20 protein-coding genes are annotated in these 24177 nt (G+C 36.8%); 9 read left to right on the top strand and 11 right to left on the bottom strand.

The window, feature by feature from the left end; all coding sequences use genetic code 11:
- The first annotated feature begins 72 nt into the window (after positions 1-72).
- Both CXF79_RS01480 and CXF79_RS01485 read left to right on the top strand, forming a co-directional pair.
- Positions 73-1092 (top strand): glucokinase, encoded by a 1020-nt coding sequence (locus CXF79_RS01480; RefSeq protein ID WP_101153624.1) that lies wholly within the window; start codon positions 73-75, stop codon positions 1090-1092.
- A 253-nt stretch (positions 1093-1345) separates the two neighbouring features.
- On the top strand, positions 1346-2842 hold the full coding sequence (locus CXF79_RS01485) for an MFS transporter (RefSeq protein WP_101153625.1): 1497 nt from the start codon (positions 1346-1348) through the stop codon (positions 2840-2842).
- A gap of 104 nt (positions 2843-2946) precedes the next feature.
- Here the strand turns inward: CXF79_RS01485 and CXF79_RS01490 are convergent, their stop codons facing one another.
- From CXF79_RS01490 to efp, 3 genes are all read right to left on the bottom strand, one after another.
- Positions 2947-3969: a LacI family DNA-binding transcriptional regulator gene (locus CXF79_RS01490; RefSeq protein ID WP_101153626.1), complete on the bottom strand. Its 1023-nt coding sequence runs from the start codon at positions 3967-3969 to the stop codon at positions 2947-2949.
- Between the two features lie 289 nt (positions 3970-4258).
- Positions 4259-4942: an outer membrane beta-barrel protein gene (locus tag CXF79_RS01495; protein ID WP_101153627.1), complete on the bottom strand. Its 684-nt coding sequence runs from the start codon at positions 4940-4942 to the stop codon at positions 4259-4261.
- Between the two features lie 48 nt (positions 4943-4990).
- Entirely contained in the window at positions 4991-5566 is a 576-nt protein-coding gene (gene efp, locus CXF79_RS01500) for an elongation factor P (RefSeq protein WP_011041815.1), read from the bottom strand.
- A 97-nt stretch (positions 5567-5663) separates the two neighbouring features.
- Between efp and epmB the strand changes: the two genes are divergently transcribed.
- Complete coding sequence (epmB, locus tag CXF79_RS01505; protein ID WP_232769046.1) at positions 5664-6704, top strand: EF-P beta-lysylation protein EpmB; 1041 nt, start codon at positions 5664-5666, stop codon at positions 6702-6704.
- A 99-nt stretch (positions 6705-6803) separates the two neighbouring features.
- Positions 6804-7106: a hypothetical protein gene (locus CXF79_RS01510; protein ID WP_011041813.1), complete on the top strand. Its 303-nt coding sequence runs from the start codon at positions 6804-6806 to the stop codon at positions 7104-7106.
- A 56-nt stretch (positions 7107-7162) separates the two neighbouring features.
- Here the strand turns inward: CXF79_RS01510 and CXF79_RS01515 are convergent, their stop codons facing one another.
- From CXF79_RS01515 to CXF79_RS01525, 3 genes are all read right to left on the bottom strand, one after another.
- The gene (locus CXF79_RS01515; RefSeq protein ID WP_101153628.1) at positions 7163-8827 is read right to left on the bottom strand and encodes a mechanosensitive ion channel family protein; all 1665 of its coding nucleotides are present in this window, start codon (positions 8825-8827) and stop codon (positions 7163-7165) included.
- 261 nt (positions 8828-9088) lie between these two features.
- Positions 9089-9592: a DUF3016 domain-containing protein gene (locus tag CXF79_RS01520; RefSeq protein WP_101153629.1), complete on the bottom strand. Its 504-nt coding sequence runs from the start codon at positions 9590-9592 to the stop codon at positions 9089-9091.
- An 83-nt stretch (positions 9593-9675) separates the two neighbouring features.
- Positions 9676-10242 (bottom strand): DUF4136 domain-containing protein, encoded by a 567-nt coding sequence (locus CXF79_RS01525; RefSeq protein WP_101153630.1) that lies wholly within the window; start codon positions 10240-10242, stop codon positions 9676-9678.
- Between the two features lie 280 nt (positions 10243-10522).
- On the opposite strand from CXF79_RS01525, the gene CXF79_RS01530 reads away from it, so the two are divergent.
- Together CXF79_RS01530 and CXF79_RS01535 are read left to right on the top strand one after the other, a co-directional pair.
- Complete coding sequence (locus CXF79_RS01530; protein ID WP_232769047.1) at positions 10523-12259, top strand: substrate-binding domain-containing protein; 1737 nt, start codon at positions 10523-10525, stop codon at positions 12257-12259.
- 78 nt (positions 12260-12337) lie between these two features.
- Positions 12338-12892, top strand: a complete 555-nt coding sequence (locus CXF79_RS01535; protein ID WP_101153631.1) for a hypothetical protein — start codon at positions 12338-12340, stop codon at positions 12890-12892.
- Between the two features lie 159 nt (positions 12893-13051).
- Here the strand turns inward: CXF79_RS01535 and sigX are convergent, their stop codons facing one another.
- Genes sigX through CXF79_RS01550 form a run of 3 tightly spaced genes read right to left on the bottom strand, consistent with a single transcriptional unit; the run spans position 13052 to position 14717 of the window.
- Complete coding sequence (gene sigX / locus CXF79_RS01540; RefSeq protein WP_011041805.1) at positions 13052-13585, bottom strand: RNA polymerase sigma factor SigX; 534 nt, start codon at positions 13583-13585, stop codon at positions 13052-13054.
- 17 nt (positions 13586-13602) lie between these two features.
- The gene (locus CXF79_RS01545) at positions 13603-14427 is read right to left on the bottom strand and encodes a mechanosensitive ion channel family protein (RefSeq protein ID WP_011041804.1); all 825 of its coding nucleotides are present in this window, start codon (positions 14425-14427) and stop codon (positions 13603-13605) included.
- A complete protein-coding gene (locus tag CXF79_RS01550) occupies positions 14427-14717 on the bottom strand; it encodes a hypothetical protein (protein ID WP_041736662.1) in 291 nt (96 codons plus the stop codon). The genes CXF79_RS01545 and CXF79_RS01550 overlap by 1 nt, the downstream gene beginning before the upstream one ends.
- 274 nt (positions 14718-14991) lie before the next feature.
- Here CXF79_RS01550 and CXF79_RS01555 point away from each other — a divergent pair, with 274 nt between their 5' ends.
- The 3 genes from CXF79_RS01555 to CXF79_RS01565 all read left to right on the top strand — a co-directional run bounded on the left by CXF79_RS01555 (position 14992) and on the right by CXF79_RS01565 (position 21523).
- On the top strand, positions 14992-16050 hold the full coding sequence (locus CXF79_RS01555) for an OmpA family protein (protein WP_101153632.1): 1059 nt from the start codon (positions 14992-14994) through the stop codon (positions 16048-16050).
- Between the two features lie 549 nt (positions 16051-16599).
- Positions 16600-17172 carry a hypothetical protein gene (locus CXF79_RS01560; protein WP_101153633.1) on the top strand — a complete coding sequence of 191 codons (573 nt, stop codon included), beginning with the start codon at positions 16600-16602 and terminating at the stop codon, positions 17170-17172.
- Between the two features lie 85 nt (positions 17173-17257).
- Complete coding sequence (locus CXF79_RS01565; RefSeq protein WP_269801438.1) at positions 17258-21523, top strand: M4 family metallopeptidase; 4266 nt, start codon at positions 17258-17260, stop codon at positions 21521-21523.
- Positions 21524-21990: 467 nt separating this feature from the next.
- Here CXF79_RS01565 and groL read toward each other — a convergent pair whose 3' ends face one another.
- Positions 21991-23637: a chaperonin GroEL gene (groL, locus tag CXF79_RS01570; protein ID WP_011041800.1), complete on the bottom strand. Its 1647-nt coding sequence runs from the start codon at positions 23635-23637 to the stop codon at positions 21991-21993.
- 180 nt (positions 23638-23817) lie between these two features.
- Positions 23818-24108, bottom strand: a complete 291-nt coding sequence (locus CXF79_RS01575; RefSeq protein WP_011041799.1) for a co-chaperone GroES — start codon at positions 24106-24108, stop codon at positions 23818-23820.
- Between the last annotated feature and the right edge of the window lie 69 nt (positions 24109-24177).

The following is a 24177-nucleotide window of genomic DNA, read 5'->3' on the forward strand; positions in this document are numbered from 1 at the left end:
TTTTTATTCATTAAAAATTAATTATGAAAAATATCATAACGTTATATATAAGTAATCAGGCGAATTTTACTAATGAATATTGAAAAAGAAAGCACTCTGGTCAGCCTAATTGCGGATATTGGCGGTACCAATATTCGCTTGGCTCAAGCAACAGCAAAGCTCGGCACGAATACGCGTGACATTGATATTAATGATATTGAGACCTATCAATGCAAAGAGTTTTCTAGCTTAGCTGATGTGGTTGCACATTATATTGATGTTAAAGAACTGAATAACTTGGCCATTAACGCTTGTTTCGCTATCGCTTGCCCAGTAGATAATGACTTGATTAGCATGACTAATTTACCTTGGCAGTTCTCTCAAAATGAACTCAAACAGTCATTAAATTTACATTCATTACGCTTTATTAATGACTACACCGCAATAGCCATGGCCATTCCTCTGCTATCAGAACAACAGAAGATTAAAATAGGTGGCGGCGAAAGTATTGCGGGTAAACCCATTTCAGTCTGTGGACCAGGTACAGGGTTAGGTGTTGCAAACTTAGTACCACTGTCTCTGTCAGGCAATGAGCAATGGCATTGCATTAGTGGTGAAGGTGGTCATATTGATTTTGCTCCGGTTAATGAAATCGAGCAACAGGTGATGAACTTTATCCAAGGCATCAAAAAGCGAGTTTCATACGAACAGTTATTGTCAGGTTATGGCTTAGAGCAAATCTATCAAGCACTGTTATTTATTAATCATGGCAAAGAAATTACCACGGTTGAAGACAAACTTACCGCTAAAGATATTACGGCGAATGCGCTTAACGCCACTTGTACTGTTTGTGAGCAAACACTGACACTCTTTTGTGATGTGCTGGGTAGTTTTGCCGGCAACCTTGCTTTAATAATGAATAGCCAAGGCGGTGTTTATATTGCTGGTGGCATAGTGCCGCGTTTTGTTGACTATTTAAAACTGAGTAACTTTAGAGCGCGCTTTGAAACAAAGGGACGACTTTCCTCTATCACAGAGCAAGCTCCTACCTACGTGATAACTGAAGAGCAACCAGGATTACTTGGCGCCGCAGCTTTTGTTTTACAAAGCTAAGAAGTCAGAGTTAAACATAATCCTGAATGGTAAGTAGTGAATACGTATGTAACATCTAGTGGTGACTCGTTAAAATGCGTATATTAAAATTCTTGTTTTAGTTTTTCGCTCACTAACGCTTAAAGATAATTCAACACACGCTTGTTTAATGCCTTATTGGTATTGCACATTATTATTAAGATTCATCTAAAATAGTAATGTGCTTTTTTTTAAAGGCAAGCACCGCAACACCTAACAATAAGAGTGCCCTGAGATGAGCGAGACGAGTAATCAAAATCAACAAAATCAACATAAACCACGCTTGAGTTTTTGGCAAATTTGGAATGTTAGCTTTGGTTTTCTGGGCGTACAATTTGGCTTTGCCTTACAAAACGCTAATGCCAGTAGAATACTCTCCGATTTAGGCGCTGATTTACACTCTTTATCACTCTTTTGGTTAGTTGCTCCCATCATGGGTTTGATTATTCAACCTATTGTTGGCTCAGCTTCAGATAAAACTTGGAATCGCTTAGGGCGTCGTAATCCTTATATTTTAGCTGGCGGTGTGGCCGCAGCGATTGGTATGCTATTAATGCCAAACTCAGCAACGTTAGCGAGTTTTATCACTCCACTATTTTTTGGCGCTATGATGTTGGCGTTAATGGACGCTTCTTTTAACTTAGCTTTCCAACCATTTCGTGCCTTAGTATCTGACATGGTACCTGCTGAGCAACGAAACGTCGGTTACTCTATTCAATCTTTTTTAATTAATATTGGTGCTGTTTTTGGCTCAATTTTACCGTTTGTTTTAACCAACGTCATTGGCTTAGAAAATACCGCAAGTAGTGGTCAGGTTGCCCCCTCAGTAATATGGGCTTTCTATATTGGCGCAACGGTAATGCTTGGTTCGGTATTATGGACAGTATTACGTACTAAAGAATATCAGCCAGGGACTAATGGTTTAGCTGAGCTAGAAGAGCAAAAAGAATCGCAATCCCTTAGCGAGAAATTAGTTGAATTTTTCTCACTAGTAAAAACTATGCCGAAAACAATGAAGCAACTTGCGCTAGTGCAATTCTTCTCATGGTTTGCACTCTTTATTATGTGGGTATACACCATGCCAGCCATTGCACAGCATATCTGGGGCATTGATGCAAAATGGTTTGATCCAACATATCTAGAGTCCGTAGGCACCATACCAGCCCATATAGCTAAAGCTAAAGGTACGGCTGGTGATTGGGTGGGCATTATCTTCGCTGCTTATTCATTATTTGCCGCTATTGCTTCAATTTTCATGGCGAAAGTAGCCAATAAAATTGGTCGTAAATTAACTTACTCACTTTCTTTATTAGCTGGCGGTATCGGCTATTTAAGTATCATGCTAGTACATAACCCTGAACTAACTCTGGTTAATTTAGGTATCACCCAAATTTCAGTACCTCAAGGTGCGGTGTCGTTATTTTTACCTATGATTGGTGTTGGTATTGCTTGGGCTGCAATATTAGCAATGCCCTACGCTATTTTGGCAGGGTCATTACCCGTGAAACAAACTGGCGTTTATATGGGAATATTTAATTTCACCATTGCTGCTCCACAGATTGTTTCTGGAATTTTTGCGGGTTGGATTTTAACGGCAGTGTTCGATAATCAAGCCATTTATATTATTATGCTGGCAGGTATTTCAATGCTATTAGGAGCGATTTCAGTGTACTTTGTTAAAGAAGATACTGAACAAGCAATTGTGACTAAGCAAGTTAACCTAGCTTCTTAAAATTTTATTTTTGTCACCTTTAATTAACGTTAAAGGTGACAAATAAAGTTTGCCTTTTCTACTAATCACCTTATCTAACTACTTACCTAACTGACGATTGCTCTCTAACTGCCACAAGATTTACGTATAACTAATTCAGGCGGGATCAAGGTAGTTTTAGTTTCCTCACCGCTTATCATAGCCAGTAAAGTATTAACTAATAATTCTCCGGCCAATTGTGTGTCTTGTTTCACTGTTGTTAGCGCAGGGAAAGTAAAACTGGCAATAGCAATATCATCAAAACCTACTAGAGCAACTTGTTCTGGGATCTCAATATCATGTTCTTGTAATGCACGCATGGCGCCAATAGCAATAAGGTCGCATGCGGCACAAATTGCATCGAAAGGTTCACCACTCGAAATTAATTGACTCGCAGCCTGATAGCCAGCTTCTTCAGTGTAAAGGGCATTAAACTGCAGCAGTGGGTTCACCGCTATCCCATTAGCTTTTAGTGATTCACAATGGCCTTTATAGCGTTCAAAAAACTCAGGCGCATGAGTAGAGGCACTACCTAAAAAGGCAAGGTTTTTACGGCCCTTTTTGATGAGATGCTCTGTCATTTCTTTACCACCTTGGTAGTTGTCACAACCTACCGAGATAAGCGGTAAATTCTTGACTTCAGCACCCCAGCGAACAAAGTGAGTGCCTTGGTCTAACAACTTGACTAATTTCTCTTCGTAGTCAACATAGTCGCCATAACCTAACAAAATTAAACCATCGGCTTTATTACTATCTTCAAAGTCAGCATGCCAGTCATCACTTGCTTGCTGAAAAGACACTAATAAATCATAACCTTTTTGCGAACAAGCCCGAGTGATGCTTCCCAACATAGACAAGAAAAAAGGATTTATTGCTGAATCATCATTGGTAGGATCTTCAAATAACAACAACGCAATAGTATCACTTTGCTGTGAGCGTAAATTACTGGCATTTTTATCAACCTTATAATTTAACTCTTTTGCAATAGCTTGAATTTTCTCTCGTGTTGCCTCATTCACTAATGGACTATTTCGCAAAGCTCTAGAGACAGTAGATTGAGACACCCCTGCCCGGTATGCGATATCAAATGATGTGGATTTTTCTTTCACGCGACCTACTTAAAAAGTAAAATAACAAGATTAAAACTTAGTATGAATATACCTTAGCGACTGCCTTATGTATAGATAGCAGCAAGGTAAACTAGTTTACCTTTTTAACACGTTTGTTAGCTACTTACATGACTAAGCAGTGTTATTAATGGCTAAGCAATAAAAAACCCAGTAAACAGTAATGCTGCTTGCTGGGTTTTTTTTAACAATTAATTAACTAACAAATAGTAATTATCGCTTTAACGATTCAACGGTTATCTACACACAAAAAGGCAGCATAAAATATGCCTTAAAATATAGAACCAATTTCCAGGTTATAAGAGCCGATAGTGACATTTTCTGAATGGCTCATATCGATCCAGTTTTGTTTATAACTTACACGGAAAAACAAACTGTTATCTAACTCATAACGAAAACCTACCGCGGCATTGTAAGAAAAACGTGTATCGTCATAGGTAGGTTGATATCCATCACAGTAAATCTGTCCCCACCAAGTTACCCAACAACCGCCAACAGCGTCCCCACTAGGGATATTACTGTCTAGGTAACTCCAACCAGCACCTACTTGTACATAAGGTGTAAACTGGGAAGCAAAAATACTGTAAACCACATTGAATTGACTTTCCAATAAATCCATTTTATTTCTTCCAGAGATAGTATTACCATTATCTCTGACCGCCGTAGCTTCATAGCTAGGTGTAGTAGAAGCAAAATCAAAGTTTACTAAAATATGAGGGTTTACATTATAACCCAGGGTAAAACCCCAACCATAATCACTTTCCAGATCAAGACTTGATCCATTTTGGCCATCGACAGTGGTATCTTGAGAGTAAACGACTTTAAAACTAGATTCCCACTTGTCGTTGCGTTTAGTATAGTTAGCACTAGCATCTGTACTCACAGTACAGGCCAGTAAAGCAATAACACTACTGAAGATCACTGCTTTAGTCATTAATATCTTGCTGAAAAACATAATTATTCCTTTAGTTTTATGATTTTATGGTTCTATATTTTTACTATCTTATTGTGCTTTTGTTGCTCGCGAAACATATTCACCTGAACGTGTATCAATACGAACTTTCTCGCCGATTTGAACAAATAAAGGTACACGAACAACTGCGCCAGTTGCTAATGTTGCTGGCTTACCACCAGTACCCGCAGTATCCCCTTTTAAACCAGGATCTGTTTCGGTAATATCGATTTCAACAAAGTTTGCTGCCGTAACTGTAATTGGCGTACCATTCCATAAGGTAATAGTACAAATATCACCTTCAACTAACCACTTTACAGTCTCGCCTAAGGCTTTTTCTTCTGCGCCAATTTGCTCGAATGTCTCGTTGTTCATAAAGTGCCAGAATTCACCATCAGCGTATAAGTAAGCAAGTTCAACTTCCATTACGTCAGCACCTTCAACAGTTTCACCTGATTTGAAGGTTTTTTCTAAGACTTTACCTGAAACGAGTTTACGAATTTTAACACGGCTAAAGGCTTGGCCTTTACCTGGTTTTACCAATTCATTTTCAAGAATATTACAAGGTTCGCCATCAAGCATGATTTTAAGTCCAGCTTTGAACTGGTTGGTACTGAAATTAGCCATAGTAAGAGTGCTCTTTATTAATTACTGAGTTATTTATTTGATCTTCGCTAACCTATAACCGTTATAATGGTCGAAGTAGCTAGCAAGAGATGTTCAATTGAAATTAGAATTGCCGCAGATAATAACCCAAATTGATCATGATTTGCATCTTTGTGATGAAAAATCATGGCAAAAAGACTTACGTGATGTAGTGACTGAGCCAGAAAAACTGTTAACACTGCTGAATATTGCTCCTGATGACTATTTACAGCATTTTAAAGCGCGTAAATTATTTCCCGTGCGTGTGCCCCTTTCATTTATCAAACGCATGAAAAAAGGTGACTTTGACGATCCGCTACTTAAACAAGTGATGCCGCTATCTAGCGAGTTTTTACTCTCAGATGGTTACACTGCGGATCCCTTAAACGAACATGATACCGTTGCTGAAGGTTTATTGCATAAATACAAAAGTCGGGTATTAATGATCGTAAAGTCTGCCTGTGCTATTAATTGTCGCTATTGCTTTCGCCGTCACTTCCCTTATCAAGATAACAGCCCTAATAAAAAGCGCTGGCAAAGTGCCCTTGATTATATTGCGTCTCATAATGAAATAAGTGAGGTTATTTTTAGTGGTGGCGATCCCTTAATGGCCAATGACGATCATTTGACCTGGCTGATTGGACAAATAGAACAAATTCCCCATGTATCACGTTTACGTATTCATAGCCGTTTACCTGTAGTAATACCCAATAGGATTACAGCCAAGCTGGTGACACTTTTGAAGTGCTCACGTTTAAAAGCCACTATGGTATTGCATATCAACCACCCCAATGAAATTAACCAAGAGTTAATAGAGGCGCTTGAGCCGCTTCGTGAAGCACGTATACCACTATTTAACCAAAGTGTTCTTTTACGTGGAATAAATGACGACGCACAAGTATTAATTAACTTAAGTGAGGCATTATTTGATGCTGGTATTCAACCCTACTACTTACATCTTTTCGATGCAGTACAAGGCGCAGCTCACTTCGATATTGCGGAAGCAGATGCAGTAGCGATTGTTAAAACTATGCTCGCAAGCTTACCGGGATTTTTAATGCCTAAATTGGTGCGAGAAATTGCCGGACAAGCTAACAAAACGCCGATCAATCTGGCATAATTGCCCAAAAGAATACCCAATCTATTGAGTTAACCTCCACTCAGCGAGATTAACTTAACTGGGCAGGTATAAAGTCCTCACCTCAAAGTAAGAAATGTTATGACTAAAGCTATCGAACAACAACTTATTGAAAATATTTCAGTGATCTTAAAGAAATCATTAACGGCTGACGCGACCTTAGCTGATTTACGTTCCAAGGAAAAAGCCAGCTTTAAAGCTGTTTTTACTGCTGACTCACCCTTTTCAAGTTCAGCAGATACATTTCAGCCATACGTTGAAGAAGTTGCCGATGACCTATTGAAATGGCAAGAAAGTAAAGATCAAGCTCAGCTAATTGCGCTAGTTAAAAAGATAGAACAGCTATTCACTGTATTAGCTAACTTTGAGCAAAGTTATAATTAATTCATTGGTATAATCGCATTGCTCAACTTATTTAGCGGCTCGAACCAGCCGCTAAGTTATTCGACAACTCTTTCTGAGATCACTTGTACTTTACAATCATGTTCATTGAGTAAAGCCAAAATATTCAGATTGAGTTGGTTGATTTCATCTAAAAAGACATCGAAATCGGTCGTGTTAACATAAGCAAAAACATCTAATTCTAATCCATAGATAGTATACGCTTTGAAATGGCTACGTAATGGCGATGCGGCAAGGCTGTCGGTAGAGCTGAGCATGCCCCTAATGGCTACAAGTAGCGCATCAATATTTTCCTTTGGCGTATCCGGTGCTAAGAAAATCTTAGGTTTAAAGGCCATTTTTTCACGTTCTGAGTAATTCTCTATATTCATATCAATAAATTTCGCATTTGCGACATAAATAACACTTCTATCTATCGTACGAATACGCGTAGCGCGTAAACCAATTTCCTCTACTACACCTAAACTATTACCAAATCGACAGAAATTACCAATCCTAATAGGAGCCGAAGTATATAAAGTAATAGCGCCAATGATATTTTCTACCGTTTTTTGCGCGGCTAAAGCGATGGCTAAACCACCAATTCCTAGACCCGCTAATAAAGTAGAAGCATTAAAACCAAGGTTTTCTAACCAATTCAGCGCAGCAATACTAAAGATCATGATCTTTATTACTGTGCCTGCTGGTCTAAGTAAGTACACGGCTAAGGGTTTATCTTGAGCGATGAATTTCTCTGCCAATAGTACTTTCATTAAATCAATAAAACGGAAGGTCACCCAACACCAAGCGATGATCAGTAGCGTACTTCCCTCAGTCACTGCCCTAAGCGCAATAGTAACATTGGCTTCATCATGAAAATTTCGTGCAAAAATAACGGCTATCAATAATGCAAAAGGCTCTTTAATAAATCTTAAAACTTCATTTGAGACTTTTTTGTAAACGCGCTTGATAGCAAAAGCGACCACCCAGGTTAGTATTTTTGCAATAAAATAATACAGCACAAGCATCAAAATGAAATATAGCCATTGCCAAAGCATGACACCAAACAAGTCTACCGCAGGTAATTTTTTAGCTAAGAGCTCCCCCAAAGGGGAATATGAATATCGTTTAAATAAACGCGGAATTTTCTCTACTGTAGCATTTGATATTTTCCATATTTTAACTTTATCTTGCGCGCGAGGAACTCGCTGTAATAATACATCGATATTGTTACCTTGATAATCGACCTGCCCAACCAACTCTCTATAAGAAGGTAAATTATCATTTTTCCTTCCTTCTTTTCGGGAGCTAATACTATTAAGGTCAACCCAAAGAGTACGATTTAATACTACGCCTAATTGTCTTGCCAATTCTTCCTTGCCAACACTGAGTGTTTTGTCAGAAAGGTTACGATAATCTAAATAATTAGTCGCTAATGTTAAATCACCTGAGCGTAAGGCACGTAAATATCCCCCGATAGCGCTACGAGGTTGTCCTCGTTCAAAATCATCTTTGGGAACATTATAATCTTCAGAATAATCCGATTTTTCTAGCTCTTGCTGTGATTTATCTTTACTGTCGAGCATTTTTTTAATGGATACCTCTTCACCATTATTAGGAGGTGAAGCACTCAATGCACTTTGACTATTAAGAAGTAGAGATAATAAAAGGGTGAAAATAAAAGAAGAACGGATAAAAAAAGTAGAGTTTTGGGCCAGCTTCATTGCGCCTTATCCTTGCGATAACGTAAAATAACTTAACAAAGATAATAACTTAATTATATCAATCGGACCAATTTATTGATTACTTAGCGAAAATTAAAAGGCTTAGAGGCAAGGCATTAAATGAAGGGAATGGTTATTCAGGATAATAGCTGCTGCATTCTATAATAAGCTTTATACGTTTGCTATGACTTAGGTAGAATAGAATTTCCAGCAATAAAAAAGCCACTAATGTGACTTTTTATAACGCTTTTTTATGAAATGTTACTTGCTGATAATCATTTCTTTAAAGGTTTTTTCAAACCAATCATCAAGCATTTTTTTCTCATAACCTAAAGATTTGTTGCGATACTTTAAGTGGCTGCCCGACATGAAACTCATATCTTTTACCACAACATCATCTGATTGAATCACTGCGCCATCGGCATCTAAAACTTGATAAGAAAAATTCATCCGAGGTGAATATACTTCTTTGACGATACGGGTGCGGTTAATACCACCATGGTGTGTATCACCGGCTAAATCTACATCAGTAACATCAATTTTCAAGATTTGTCCTGCAGGCAATGTCGCTGCAAGTTTAGCAAAGTGCTTCTCAAGATCTTTAAAAGTTCGTTCTCTAAACTGCTTTCGTCCGTCATTACCTTCATCGATATCACGGTAACTTTTATAATCAGTCCAAGTCACTTCACTCGTTGCCGCAAAAGCATTAGGTGCTAATAAAAAACTAGCGGTTAATAGTGTAACCATTAAAATAGATTGTTTCATATGTTGTTCCTCAAATTAATCTTTCAACTTAAGTAAAACAGAAAACAGCTGCTAGAGCAGTGTCAATTTGATACTAACATGTGCTAATTTGTAGCGTAAAACTGTTTCATTACGCGACTAACAATGACTGCTGTACGTTGTTCTCTTTCAATTTCACTCTTATCTTCATGAGCAAAGCCTTGTACAGCACCACGCCATACTTTTTTCCCAGTAAGAGCATCTTCAATGTAAATCAAAAAGCTGCCTTTTCTCAATTCATCATTGCTCGGTAAACCTGGTGTAATGCCAAACTTATCATTAATGGTTTTATCTGATAAATCACTGGCTAAAGCAATACCAAAACCAACATGAAAAACTGAGTTACTAGCATCTTCAGTATTTTTGAAACCATGACTATTTAGATCAGCAATAATAGCGTTCGCATAAAGCCTATATGCAGCTTGAGTTTGCTCCGGCTTTAATGAGGTTTCTTTTACATATTTAGGCGCTAAAGAAAATAGACTACCTGGTGAATAAGAAACTGGAATATCGCGAACACTAGATATTGCCAATTGATTTTTATTCACTTGTTTCTCTTGGGGAACAGTCACGCAAGCACTAACAATTAAACTAGTAAACAGAACCACAGCTAAACTAATATTTTTCTTCATTTTTCAATCCTAGAAATATGTATTAACACTTCAATACTGACTTAATTATGTAATTAAGTATATAAATACATCCAATTAAATTCTGCGACAGAATGTAATATAAATGAATTAATTTGATCTCAAAAAACCTTGCTAAAATCATTCTAAATAGAATTGTTTTTATGTATAAGCAACTGACTTATTTAATCTAACTCCACCAATAAAGACAACAATAGTCATTAAAATGTAACCTTCACTGATTAAGCTTACCAACAATATTTTCACCTCAGAGATAGCCTCAATGATGTCTACTTTTTCCGGCTCGTGGCAAGCAGATAACCAACCACTTATGGCTAAGCTAGTCCAATTAGCCCGTCTTGCACAAAGCGAGTTTGATATTGAAATATCAATAGAAAAAATGCTTCAAGAAGTAGATTATCGTCAGTTGGTGATCAGTGAGTTAACTCAACTCGCACACCAAGATATCAACCAGCTCACTTCATGGTTGATATCGATAGAAAAAGACACTGAAAAAACAGAAATCATTCCGTCGAAAAAACGTCCTTTAATTCTACTTCTAACCTTAGTCTTATTTATATTCTCAGCTAGTATTTTTTGGTACTCGAATTCATTTAAATCAAATAATTCACCTCTAACCTCAAAGGCGCAAATAACTAACGTAACTAGTGAGTCTAGCCAAAGCAACGAATCGATGATATTAACGGTTAGCAGTACACCACAAGCTGCTAAATCATCAATAGCTATGACTTCCTCACAATCTAAGTCTGATAGTGAGACAGTTTTTCGATTACATGGTTCAAATACGATAGGGGAGAAATTGGCGCCCTTATTGTTGGAAGGTTTTTTGCAACACCTGCATATAAAGGAGTTCGCTTGGACTCGTAGTACTCCGCTGGAGCGCGTTTTACACTACCATGTTGACGGAAAACCTTATGCTATTGAATTAAAAGCACACGGTTCTAGCACCGCATTTTCCGCACTAAAAGATAAAACGGCAGACATTGGTATGTCTTCACGTAGAATAAAAGACAGTGAAGTTAAACAATTAACCAAAACTGCAGGTCACTTAAATAAAATCGGTAACGAGCATATTATCGGTTTAGATGGCTTAGCCGTTATTGTTAATCAGAATAATCCAGTTAAGCGACTTTCAAGTGAAACACTCGCTAAAATATTTTCGGGGGAAATAAGTAATTGGTCACAAATTGGTGGAGCTATATTACCGATTAAACTGTATGCTCGAGACCAACACTCAGGTACTTGGGATACTTTTAAAAGCCTTGTATTGAAAAAGTATAGCAAAAAGTTATCTCAACAAGCTATACGATTTGAATCGAGTTCGGAGTTATCTACATTAGTTTCACAGAACGAAGCTGCAATTGGCTTTATTGGCTTAAACTATGTATTACATAATAAAGCGATTGCTATTTCAGAGTCTAAAGATACTGGCGCCATTTTCCCTACTCGGTTTACCATAGGTACAGAAGATTATGCTCTTTCAAGACGTTTATATTTTTATACTCCTACATCAGCCTCTAACCTAGTAAAAGACTTCGCTCAATATGCTCTGTCAACCGAAGGTCAGCAAGTTGTTGCTAACGCTGGCCTCATTTCACAGAATATAAAATTAGAGCAGGTTTACCCTTTATCTAGAGCGCCAAAAAAGTATCAGCAATACGCTAGTAAGGCTAAACGCCTTTCACTTAATTTTAGGTTTGCTTATGCGACTAAGGAACTTGATAACAAGGGAAAGCGCGATTTATTACGTCTCGTTGATTTTATGGAAGATCACCAAAGCAGTAGAATTGTATTAATGGGTTTTTCTGATAGCGTTGGAGCACAAGTAAAAAATACCCACTTATCTTATCAACGAGCAAAGTCGGTTGAACTTGCTCTTACCTCACGCGGAATACCGGTACTGGCCGTTGAGGCTATGGGGGAAGCATTACCTATAGCAAATAATAATACCGAAGATGGTCGAAAACGTAATCGCCGCGTAGAAGTCTGGTTACTCTAAAAAATCTGTCCATTTTAATAGTTTTGCAATATATAAAGATTAATATGAGCACATCAACTTTATTCAAGAAGAATAATCATGTTTAATTTATTATCTAGCCAAGCAAAATTATTAATATTACTCAGCAATTATTCTACACAAGAACTTGAAGTGGTGAGTGTTAATTTTAAGTTGACGATCAAACTACTTAACCAAAGTGTTACTCAGTTATTAGAAAACCGTAGAATTCATGGCGCTCTACTGCCCAGAGAAGATAAGAGCACCGATGACTTTAATTATAAAGATATTCAAAGTTTAAGCTGTGAGCAAGTATTACTGAAAAAAGATTACCTTATCAAAGCAATTAATGAGTTTTGTTTAACAGAGGCTATTATCGTGAGAGATAACTTTAGCAATTGCTTAGAGTTTATTGCTGACCAAAGCTCTGCTATTTTGCCCATTACTGATATAAAGCTAAATAAACGTGAAAAAAAATCCATTATTGAAAGAAGTAAAGTTTCCCCCATTCACTTAACTGAAATTAAACAACGATTAGCTCAAGCGTTACACAAACCCTGTGATAAAAAAGAGTCAGTAAAAGCAAAACTTAATAAGCTTCTTACCTCTACAAACGCAGCTCAACTAAATGCTTAACTGGATCCTTAACTAAGTCCATAACTAAGTCCATAACTAAGTCCATAACTAAGTCCATAACTAAGTCCATAACTAAGTCCATAACTAAGGTTATCAGCAAATAAGGCTAACGCCCTCGTTAAAAAAAGGACCAACACAAAAAGAACTAAACCCAATTGTCTACTCCTTCAACTGCCCTTTTAAGAACTCTATCACCCTTTTATGGCGCATTTTCACCGCGGATAGTTTTAAGTTACAAATGTCTGCTATCTCCTGAAATTCTAACTCTGTACGATAACGGAGTAGCATAATATTTCGATCAACAAATGACAAATTGACCATTAACGCGGACAACGCTGTAGCTAAATCTTGATGATTATGTTCAGGAGCAATTATATTTTCTAAATATTCATCATTTTGTTCTAAGGTATCCCAACGACGGTCTCTTATTTTGTTAATACATTCATTATGAGCAATTTTGAATAGCCACGCCTTAAAAGACACCGCCCACTTAAAATCCTTCAAGTGAGTGAGTATCTTGATAATGGTTTCCTGTACAACATCTTCAGCATCAGATTGATTATTGAGTAATTTTGCACAATACCCCTTCAAAATAGGAAGGTATGGTGTAATTAACTGCTGAAAAAGACGCGTATCATAAGGCAGGTTTACTTGTACTAAAGTGACAAGTTGCCGTTCATTAAGCGTAGTCAAACGTTAAATAAATCGCGTTATTGCTTGGTAACTTTGTTGGCTAATAAAAAAGTATTAGGCACGGTAGTCATCGACTCACCTTCACCCATTACTTTACTCGCCACGCTACCAATGGAGGCTAAAGTGCCTTTGATATCTTTTACTTCGATGTTATCACCGACCTGATACATTTCTCGTAAATAAACACCTGCAACAATTTCTTGTGCCATTGACTTGGTACCGATGCCTAATGAAATCGCTGCGGCTAAGCCGACACTCGCAATAATTACAGTCATAATGTTATTCAGCAGAGACACATCAATATCAAGTTGCGTTATTGATAATGAAACAGTGATAACGATAATAATACCGCGACAGACTTCAGCAACAGAGCGGCCATAATCAATACCGGTATTTTTTGCCGCTATTTTTACGCCATTGAAAACAATTTGAGCAACAAAGAAGCCAGACAAAAGTACAGCGAGTGAAGCAAGTAATTTAGGTAAGAACAGTACTAAGGTATCAATTAACCCTGATAGCACCGTTAAGCCGACAATATCTAATGCCGCTAATAAGAATATTAATAGGAAAAATGTTGAAACAATACTCGCAACCACTTGGCTACCGGTAACGCTCACTTCCATTTTTTTAAATAGAATGTCTAAACCAAGTTTATCTAAAAAAGTATTAAAGCCAATTTTAATTAAAAATTTATTTAAAAACCTTTTCACCATTGATGCAACTAACCAACCAACCAGCAAAAATATTGTAGCGACAATTAAGTCAGGCAAAAAAGTTATCATTTTATGCCAGATAGCCATAAAGCCAGAGTAAGCTTTTTCTGTGATGTTTTCAGTATCCATTATTTGCCCTTATTGTTGATTATATTGGTGGCAGTATTTGTGACCGCATTTGTGCTTATTTTTTGTGGCTTAGCTGCCATTTGCTTAAATATTGGCTTTAGAATTTTCATAAATATACTAATGAAAACAACCCAAAGTGAAGCCATACCCAGTGCCAACAGGTCTTTCGTACCTCGCTGATTATTGGCCGTTGTTGTTGCACGTTTAAATAAGTCGTCGTCTGAAGTACTAAAGGTTAATTCAGGATCATTTTTAAGTTCTGCTGCTATGTTCTTTTCTAAGTCTTTCATTTTATCCTCGAGCAATAATTTTTATCGCTTAGTCCTTTAACGACTGAGTAGTTAAAAAGTCACATTAAATTTGTATAAATTTCATTCTTATTTTTAGTTATAAACTTTTAGCCATATTTCAATCGAGTGCATTCTACGCTAATAAACTTACTTTTTTTTAGCTTTGAATGTTAATTGTAAAATAAATATTAAAAGTTTGTGACTTTTACACTTCTGATCCGTTATAGGGTCAGAAATTACATAAAATCACATAAAACTCAATAAGGATTTATCCATGAAAACGTTCAACATTACCCTGTTAGCTGCATTAATTAGTTCACCATTAGCTGCAGAAGGCATTGATAAAACATGGGAAGTAGGCGTGTTTGGCGATTATATTAAGTCAGACACAGGTAAAGAAAATAAGATGGACTGGCAACAAATTGAAGCTGGCAAGGGCTTAGGTATTGATTTACAAAAAATCATTAACGAACAATGGAATGCTCGTATAGAGTTAGCAAAAACTCGTTACGACATTAACAATGGTAATGATACTGATTATGGTACACGGTTTGGCCTTGACGCTATTTATAAGATTGAAGATACTGGTATTTACGCTTTCGCTGGGGTAAAACGTTTTAATAACGTGAAAAGCTACAACGCGGTTAATATAGGCCTTGGTTATAACGTCGATATTAATGATCGTTTCTCTTTATACAGCGAAGCGGTTGTTTATCGTGATGTCGACTATGGTTTTACAGACCAAGGCTTTAAAATCGGTGTGAAATACGCTTTTGGTGACGTGAAAAAATCTCCTGTTGTTAAGAAAGCGGTATCTCAGGAAGTTGCTGCAATACCAGTAGTTGCAGCAGTAATTCTTGCTGATACTGATAATGATGGCATTAATGATAAGCAAGATAACTGTAAAAATACGCCAGCAAACGTAAAAGTTGATTCAAGTGGTTGTCCACTCTTTTTAGATACAGCTGTAGACGTTGACTTGAACGTGGCGTTCGAAAACAATAGTTCACAGATAAAAGCAGAGACAATGAATGATATTCAACGTTTAGCTGATTTTATGAAGGAATATAAAAACACAAGTGTTGTTATTGAAGGGCACAGTTCAGCTGCAGGTAGCGCTAAATATAACTTAGCACTTTCACAAAAACGTGCTGATGCGGTTAAGAGTCTATTAATTAATAAATTTGATATAGAGGAAAGCCGTTTATCTGCCAAAGGTTTTGGTGAAACACAACTAATTTCTAAGGGCAATACAGCTGCCGATCATGAGTTAAATCGTAGAGTTATTGCAAAAATTGAAGCTACCGTGAAAAAAATGATGATAAAAAGCTAAAATCCATATTGGTAACGAGGGGAAATAAGAATATCTCCTCGTTTATTTCACGTAATGTTAACCCCTTTGTGAGTTACATTGAAATATAGGAATCCTATGAAAAAATGACTTTATTAACACGTAAGTTCATTAGCGACAATGTAAAAGTAAATAACACAGCTTGCTCTTATCCAATACGCACAGTCGCCTCAATTATTCCAGTTGTTAGAAAGAAGCCATCAACCATTATCTCCCCTCTCCCCTTTAAAAAAGCTTAAATTGATAAGTTCGATAAGTGATATCACTTATCTTTCCTCGCTATTTATTAATCTAAAAGCAAAATTAACTGCTTCATAATTTAACGCTGTAGAAAATAAATCCTCTCCAACATGAGCTTTAAATCCAATAAAAAATCAAAAAAGATGAAAGTAAACTTAGAAGAATATATTGCCGAAGTCTATGTATGGCTTGAATAAATTCTATGCGTTTATCATTTAAATACTCCAACATTTGCTATAAGATGACGCTATATTTTATATTTCTGCTTGCTTATAATTAACAAGGATTGTTATGCCGTCTTTTTTTCGCCTTTTTGTTGCCTGTCTCGTCTTACTTAATTTCAATGCCCTAGCCGTTGAAAAACGAAAAATCTCTCGTAATCATGTCCCTTTAATTAATCAGCAGATGAATACGATTAATAATCTGACCAAATCATCGAAAACATCAAAAATCACCAGTATGGAAGATGTAGTTGCGCAAGGGTTAGTCAGCATCATCGGGTTAGATAAAAACAATTCATTTAAAGTAAAGAGATCTTTGCTTAATGGTGCTAAGCATCAAAATATTCGTTATCAACAATATTATAAAGATATACCTGTTTGGGGTTATCAAGTAAACGCCCAATTAAAAAATTCGAATACTGTTAATAAATTACATGGAAAAATTGTAGCTAAAATTGACGATGATATAAAACGTTCAAATAACAAAGCGCTACTTGTTGATACTGAAATATTAAAGCAAATAAAATTATTACATACTGATAAATCAACACAATTCAAAAAATCTTCAGTATTCACTCAAGAAAGTATTCAAAAAATCTTCAGTATTCACTCAAGAAAGTATTCAAAAAGTTATTTATATTGATGATAACAATTATGCTCGTATTGCTTATTTAGTAAATTTCTTTATTCAAAATGACGCTGGAGATGTAGCAAAACCTATTTATATTATAGATGCAAAATCAGGTCATACACTTAAACACTGGGATAGCTTAAATTTTTCTGATGCGACAGGTCCAGGAGGAAATACTAAAGTAGGCCAATATGAATATGGTACTGATTTTGACTCCTTGGATGTAACAGAAACGGGTGATAACTGTGCAATGGAAAACACCAATGTAAAAACAGTTAATTTGAATCATAGCAAGTCGGGTAGTAACGTATTTACTTTTGCTTGCAGTCGAAATACCCACAAAGAAATTAATGGGGCTTATTCCCCTTTAAATGATGCTCATTTTTTTGGTAATGCCATTTTTAGTATGTTTAATGACTGGTATAGCACCTCTCCTCTTGACTCTCAATTAGTGCTTAGAGTTCATTATGGTAATAGCTACGAAAATGCTTTTTGGGATGGCTCTAGCATGACCTTCGGTGATGGTGGTTCAAGGCTTTATCCCCTGGTTTCATTGGATGTTACAGCCCACGAAGTAGCTCATGGTGTAACAGAACAAAACTCTGGACTAATTTATAGTGCCCAATCTGGTGGAATTAACGAAGCCTTTTCCGATCTGGCCGGTGAAGCGGCTGAATATTATGTTAGAGGCAGTAATGATTGGTTAACTGGCGCTGACATTTTCAAGGGGGAAGGATCGCTAAGGTATATGGAAGATCCTACGCGAGATGGTAACTCAATAGGTCATGCAGATAATTATTACAATGGCATTGATGTGCACCATAGTAGCGGCGTTTTTAATCGAGCATTTTTTCTCTTAGCTAATAAAGACAATTGGAATACAAAATTAGCGTTTGACGTAATGTATGACGCTAACCGCTTTTATTGGACTCCAAACACTACTTTTATTGAAGGCGCTTGTGGCGTAATTCATGCTGCAGATGATTTAGGTTATAACGTTACAGATGTAATTGACTCATTTGAGCAAGTAGGAGTTACCTGTGATGACTTACCTGCTCGTGATGAAGATGGAGATGGAATGTCGGATTATTGGGAGCTAAGCTTTGGTTTAGATCCTACTGATGCTTCAGATGCTAATAGTGATTTAGATAATGATACTTTATCAAACTTAATAGAATTTCAACTAAACACCTTACCAAATAATAACGATAGCGACACTGATACCTTAACCGATGGCGATGAGGTTAATGTTCACTTTACAAACCCAGTTAAAATTGACAGCGATGATGATGATTTAGCCGATAACCTTGAACTGAATACTTACCTTACTGATCCTAATCTAAGTGACACTGAAAGTGACGGTATGCCTGATGGTTGGGAAGTTCTTTATAATTTAGATCCCTTAACTGATGATAGCGCTCTTGATACCGATAGTGACGGTCGCTCTAATATCATTGAATATCAGCAAGGTACAAACCCTTTAATTAAGGATGTTATTGATACAGAATCTAATAACTCTATTGCTGAAGCCCAAAATATTGATGCAGGATTTAATTTAAATTTTTCAGACGATATAGGCGATCAGACAACTAATACATCACTGGTTATGCCGCATGTGTCCATTATTGGCTCAGGTGATGAAAGTTATGATTACTTTGAGTTTTCAATTGTAACCGCTCCTTCTCAAGCTATTTTTGATATAGACGACGGTAGTGGAATTAGCGGTGCTTTTGATTCCTATTTAAGGTTGTATGATGACCAGGAAAACTTACTTTCTTCAAATGATGATGCAAGTTCATCTTATGGGGAGTCAGGCAGTACAAGTAGATTAGATTCTTTTTTAACTTATACATTTTCTGAAGTTGGTACTTATTACATTAAAGTCTCTAGATATACAGATTCAATTATTCCAAATGATGCTACCTACACTTTACATATATCAATTGAAAATCCATTTCCAGATAGTGATGGTGACGGTATGCAAGATGCTTGGGAAGATTTGTATGGTTTAGATAAAAATGACCCAACCGATGCAGTACTTGACAATGATAGTGATAATTTATCAAATCTAGCGGAATTTGAAGCACAAACAAACCCCTTAATAACAGACACTGATAACGATGGCTTATCAGATGGTGATGAAGTACTCATTCACCTAACTTCCCCCATTTTAGAAGATAGTGACGAAGATGGTGTCATTGATAGTGAAGATGAAGCACCTTTAGATAATACTATAGGTGAAAATACTGCTCCCGTATTCGATACATTGACATCTCGTAGTTACGAAGCTACCAGTTCAATCAGTGATTTAGAGCTCCCTTTACCTACTGTATCTGATAATAATTTTAATGACCCCCTCGTTGAACGAATAAGTTCTGATAAATTAGTTTTAGGCGAAAACGAGATACAGTGGAGAGCGACAGATGCTGCTGGTAACATTACATTGGTAACACAAGTTATTACTATTGTTGATACTACACCACCTGAATTAACTTCGCGTAACACAAGAACAATTGCTCGAGGTATATTGACTGATATTTTACCTTCTCTTGAAGGTATTTTCGCTGAAGACATTGTTGATGGTACACTTTCAGTACAACTTGTTGAGTCTGAAGAACACTTCTTACCCGCTGGCATACACAATGTAACAGTTAATTTTGTAGATAATAGCGGCAATGCTGGAGAAGGAGTGGTGACAGTAGATATTCGTCCTTTATTAGCTATTGAAAGTTCCAAAAGCACCTTATCTGGCGATACCATTCGTATTCACATTGGATCTTCAACAACAATACTACCTGAGTATTACCCTTTCTTTATCCAATACTCAATACAAAGCCCAATACAACTCTCAAATTTAGGAAAGAATATTTTCTCCCCTGAGCAAATGTATATAGATATTGATATTAGTGACAGCGCACAAGTAGATGAGTCCTATAATTTAGAATTATTATATTCAGATATGGGCCTCTCAGCGCAAAATTTTACTGTTATTAGTGTTATTGATGAAAACCTAATACCTAGTCTTAATTTATCAGTGCATCAAAATAACAATATTGTCGCCGTTGTTGATAAAGCTGCAGGACTTGTTGAGATCATCGCCAATATTCAAGATATAAATAACGATGAAATAAAGCTAACTTGGCAGCTACCTGATACCATTGTTCCAGTAGAAACAAGAGCTCATTCTATTGTGCTTAATCCAGAGTTGATTACCACTAATAATATTATCATTAGTATAATTGCTGAAGAGACAGCAACTTCAGAAAGGCATTCAGTTACTCGATCCCTTAATATTTCTCTTTTATCCAATTTACCTGAACTATCTTTAACTGAAGATACTGACAATGATGGCATTAGTGATATGGAGGAAGGTTTTGTAGATTCAGACAACGACGGTATCGCTGAGTACTTAGATAATGATACTAACACTCATCACTTACCTTTAATGAATACTCATAAACCTATTCAAACAATAGTTGGTTCATCTTTGTCTTTAGGCTCTGTAATTAAAAGCTCAACTTCTCCGTTAGTTGCTAGTAGTGTTATTGATGATTCTGCTTTAGCTAGCTTTATTATGAGCTTAGGTCTAGATAACATTACTGATAGCCACACTAATAGAATAACGCCTATGATTAATTTTATTGTGACTGGTGATAACATACGTAATGATGGAGCGATTGTTGTTATTCCATTACCAGATAATGTAACTATTCCTGCAATTGTTAATTTCAGAAAATATATTAGCACTCAAGGTTGGTTTACTTTTGTTGAAGATGGAAAAAACACTATCGCTAGCGCTTTATTAGACAACAATAATAACTGTCCTACACCTAACTCTACGGAATATAACTCTGGTATTAATATTGGTCATCAATGTATTCAGTTAGTTATTGAAGATGGTGGTCCAAACGACGCTGACGGCCTAATTAACGGGCAAGTAGAAGATCCTGGTGTATTAACTAGCTTTATAAATACTGCACCTATTATCGTTCTAGAGACTTCCATTACGGTTAACGAAAATAGCTCTGTGAATATTGATGCTTCTAACTCATCTGACGTTGATGGCGATAACCTAACCTATACTTGGACCCAGCTCGATGGTGTTAATGTGGAGATCAATACACCCAATGCTGCTTCATTAAGCTTTACAGCCCCTGAAGTGGAATCTCAAATTACCCTTAACTTCTTATTAACGATTAATGATGGCTATATAGATGTTGAACAACAAGTTACGGTCATAGTAAATAATGTAGTGCCAGTGGAAGAGCCTTCTTCATCTGGCGGTACCGCCAATACATACTTCTTGTTATGGATCTTTAGCTTACTCTTATATCGAAATTTCATTATGCGTAAATACAGATAGCCTGACTAACGAATAATGTCCTACATAACTTAGGTAATTATACAAAAAATAATTATTAGTTATTACCCCTCTAAAAAGCCCGAATATAAATATTCGGGCTTTTTATTACTTCTTGTTTTCTATGAACTGGGAGAGAGTGTAAAAACTGGAACTTAAATCTAGTCACTGAACCTATCATTGTTTACATTAACCTGCACGTTGATGAAAAGTCTCAGTTTTAAGGTTAAGTAATACTATCGCAGTACCTTTGTTATCGAGATAATCAACGAATACGCCAGCAATTAAATTAGCTAAATTAAATAGCAGAAAACAAAAAACTCACCGAAGTGAGTTTTTTAGATGCTACAAGCAAGTTTAATGCTTTATACGTGGTAAATTGTTTAGTACAAGGCGCTGTAAGCGACGCATAGTCTTTTCTATGCGAGTAAAGCAGCAACCATGTAATTAACGATTTAGACAAGCATAAATTACATCATACCGCCCATGCCACCCATACCGCCCATACCGCCCATATCTGGCATAGCAGGAGCTGAATCTTGAGGTGCATCAGTAATCATAGCTTCAGTCGTTAACATTAAACCTGCAACAGAAGCAGCAAATTGTAGTGCTGAACGCGTTACTTTAGTTGGATCTAAGATACCCATTGCAATCATATCGCCGTAAGTACTGTTACCCGCATTGTAACCGTAGTTACCTTCACCGTTACGTACTTCATTAAGTACAACTGAAGCTTCGTCACCGCAGTTTGCTACGATTTGACGAAGTGGCGCTTCCATCGCACGAATAGCTACGTTAATGCCGTGTGTTTGGTCTTCGTTAATGCCTTCAAGATCTTTAATTGCTTCAGCAGCGCGAACTAATGCAACACCACCACCAGCAACAACACCTTCTTCAACGGCTGCGCGAGTTGCATGCAATGCATCTTCAACACGTGCTTTTTTCTCTTTCATTTCAATTTCAGTTGCAGCACCGATTTTAATTACTGCAACACCGCCAGCTAGTTTAGCTAAGCGCTCTTGTAATTTTTCTTTGTCGTAATCAGAAGAAGAGTCTTCGATTTGACCACGAATTTGAGAAACGCGTGCTTTAATGTCTGCTTCTTCACCAATGCCGTCAATAATGATTGTTGTGTCTTTAGAAATAACAACACGTTTAGCTTGACCTAAGTCTTCTAAAGTCGCTTTCTCTAATTCCATACCAATTTCTTCAGAAATTACGGTACCAGCCGTTAGTGTCGCAACGTCTTGTAACATTGCTTTACGACGGTCGCCAAAACCTGGTGCCTTAACAGCAGCAACTTTAACGATGCCACGCATGTTATTTACTACTAATGTTGCTAGTGCTTCACCTTCAACATCTTCAGCAATAATTAGTAATGGCTTACCTGATTTAGCTACGGCTTCAAGAGTAGTTAGTAATTCACGAATGTTCGATACTTTTTTATCTACTAGTAAGATGAATGGGTTTTCAAGTTCAACCGTGCCGTTTTCTTGCTTGTTGATAAAGTATGGAGATAAGTAACCGCGATCGAATTGCATGCCTTCAACAACATCTAATTCGTCAGTTAATGCTTGACCTTCTTCAACAGTAATTACGCCTTCAGCGCCTACTTTGTCCATTGCTGTTGCAATGATTTGACCAACAGTTTCATCTGAGTTTGCAGAGATAGTACCTACTTGCTCAATTGCTTTATTATCAGTAACTGGTGTTGATGCATCTTTTAATGCCGCAACAGCAGCAATAACTGCTTTGTCGATACCACGTTTAAGATCCATTGGGTTCATGCCCGCAGCGATAGATTTTAAACCTTCGTTAACTATAGCTTGTGCTAAAACAGTCGCAGTAGTTGTTCCATCACCGGCTTCATCATTGGCTTTAGAAGCAACTTCTTTCACCATTTGCGCGCCCATGTTTTCAAATTTATCATCCAATTCGATTTCTTTAGCTACGGTAACACCATCTTTAGTGATTGTTGGACCACCAAAAGATTTATCAATAACTACGTTACGACCTTTTGGTCCCAATGTTACTTTTACCGCGTCAGCTAATACATTTACGCCACGTAACATTTTAGTTCGTGCGTCATTTCCAAATAATACGTCTTTTGCAGCCATGTTATTTATTCCTGTAATTTTGTTTATTTATAAATAATTAATTTGAATCTATACACTCAAGCAACATTTTAATTATGTAAAATCGCTTAAGTGCAAAGAAGAAGCACGGAGCTTACGATAGTAAGTGAGTACTTCTGATGTCACCCTTAAGATGAAGAGGCGACTTTAAAATTTCTGTGACTACTCAACGATCGCTAAAATGTCTGACTCTGAAAGAATTAAGACTTCTTCGCCATCAATTTTTTCAGTTTTAACGCCGTAACCTTCACTAAAGATAACTTGATCGCCAACTTTTACGTCTAATGGGCGTACTTCACCATTTTCTAAGATACGGCCATTACCTACAGCAATAACTTCACCACGTGTTGATTTTTCCGCTGCGCTGCCTGTTAATACAATACCGCCAGCTGATTTTGATTCAACTTTTTTACGTTTAACAATTACACGATCATGTAGTGGACGAATGCTCATTAATTCTCTCCTGAGATAACTCAATTATTTTGTAAGGTTACTAGTCATAATTAACAACTATATAGTTGA

It is taken from the genome of Colwellia sp. Bg11-28 (genome assembly GCF_002836245.1).
Classification (GTDB): domain Bacteria; phylum Pseudomonadota; class Gammaproteobacteria; order Enterobacterales; family Alteromonadaceae; genus Colwellia; species Colwellia psychrerythraea_A.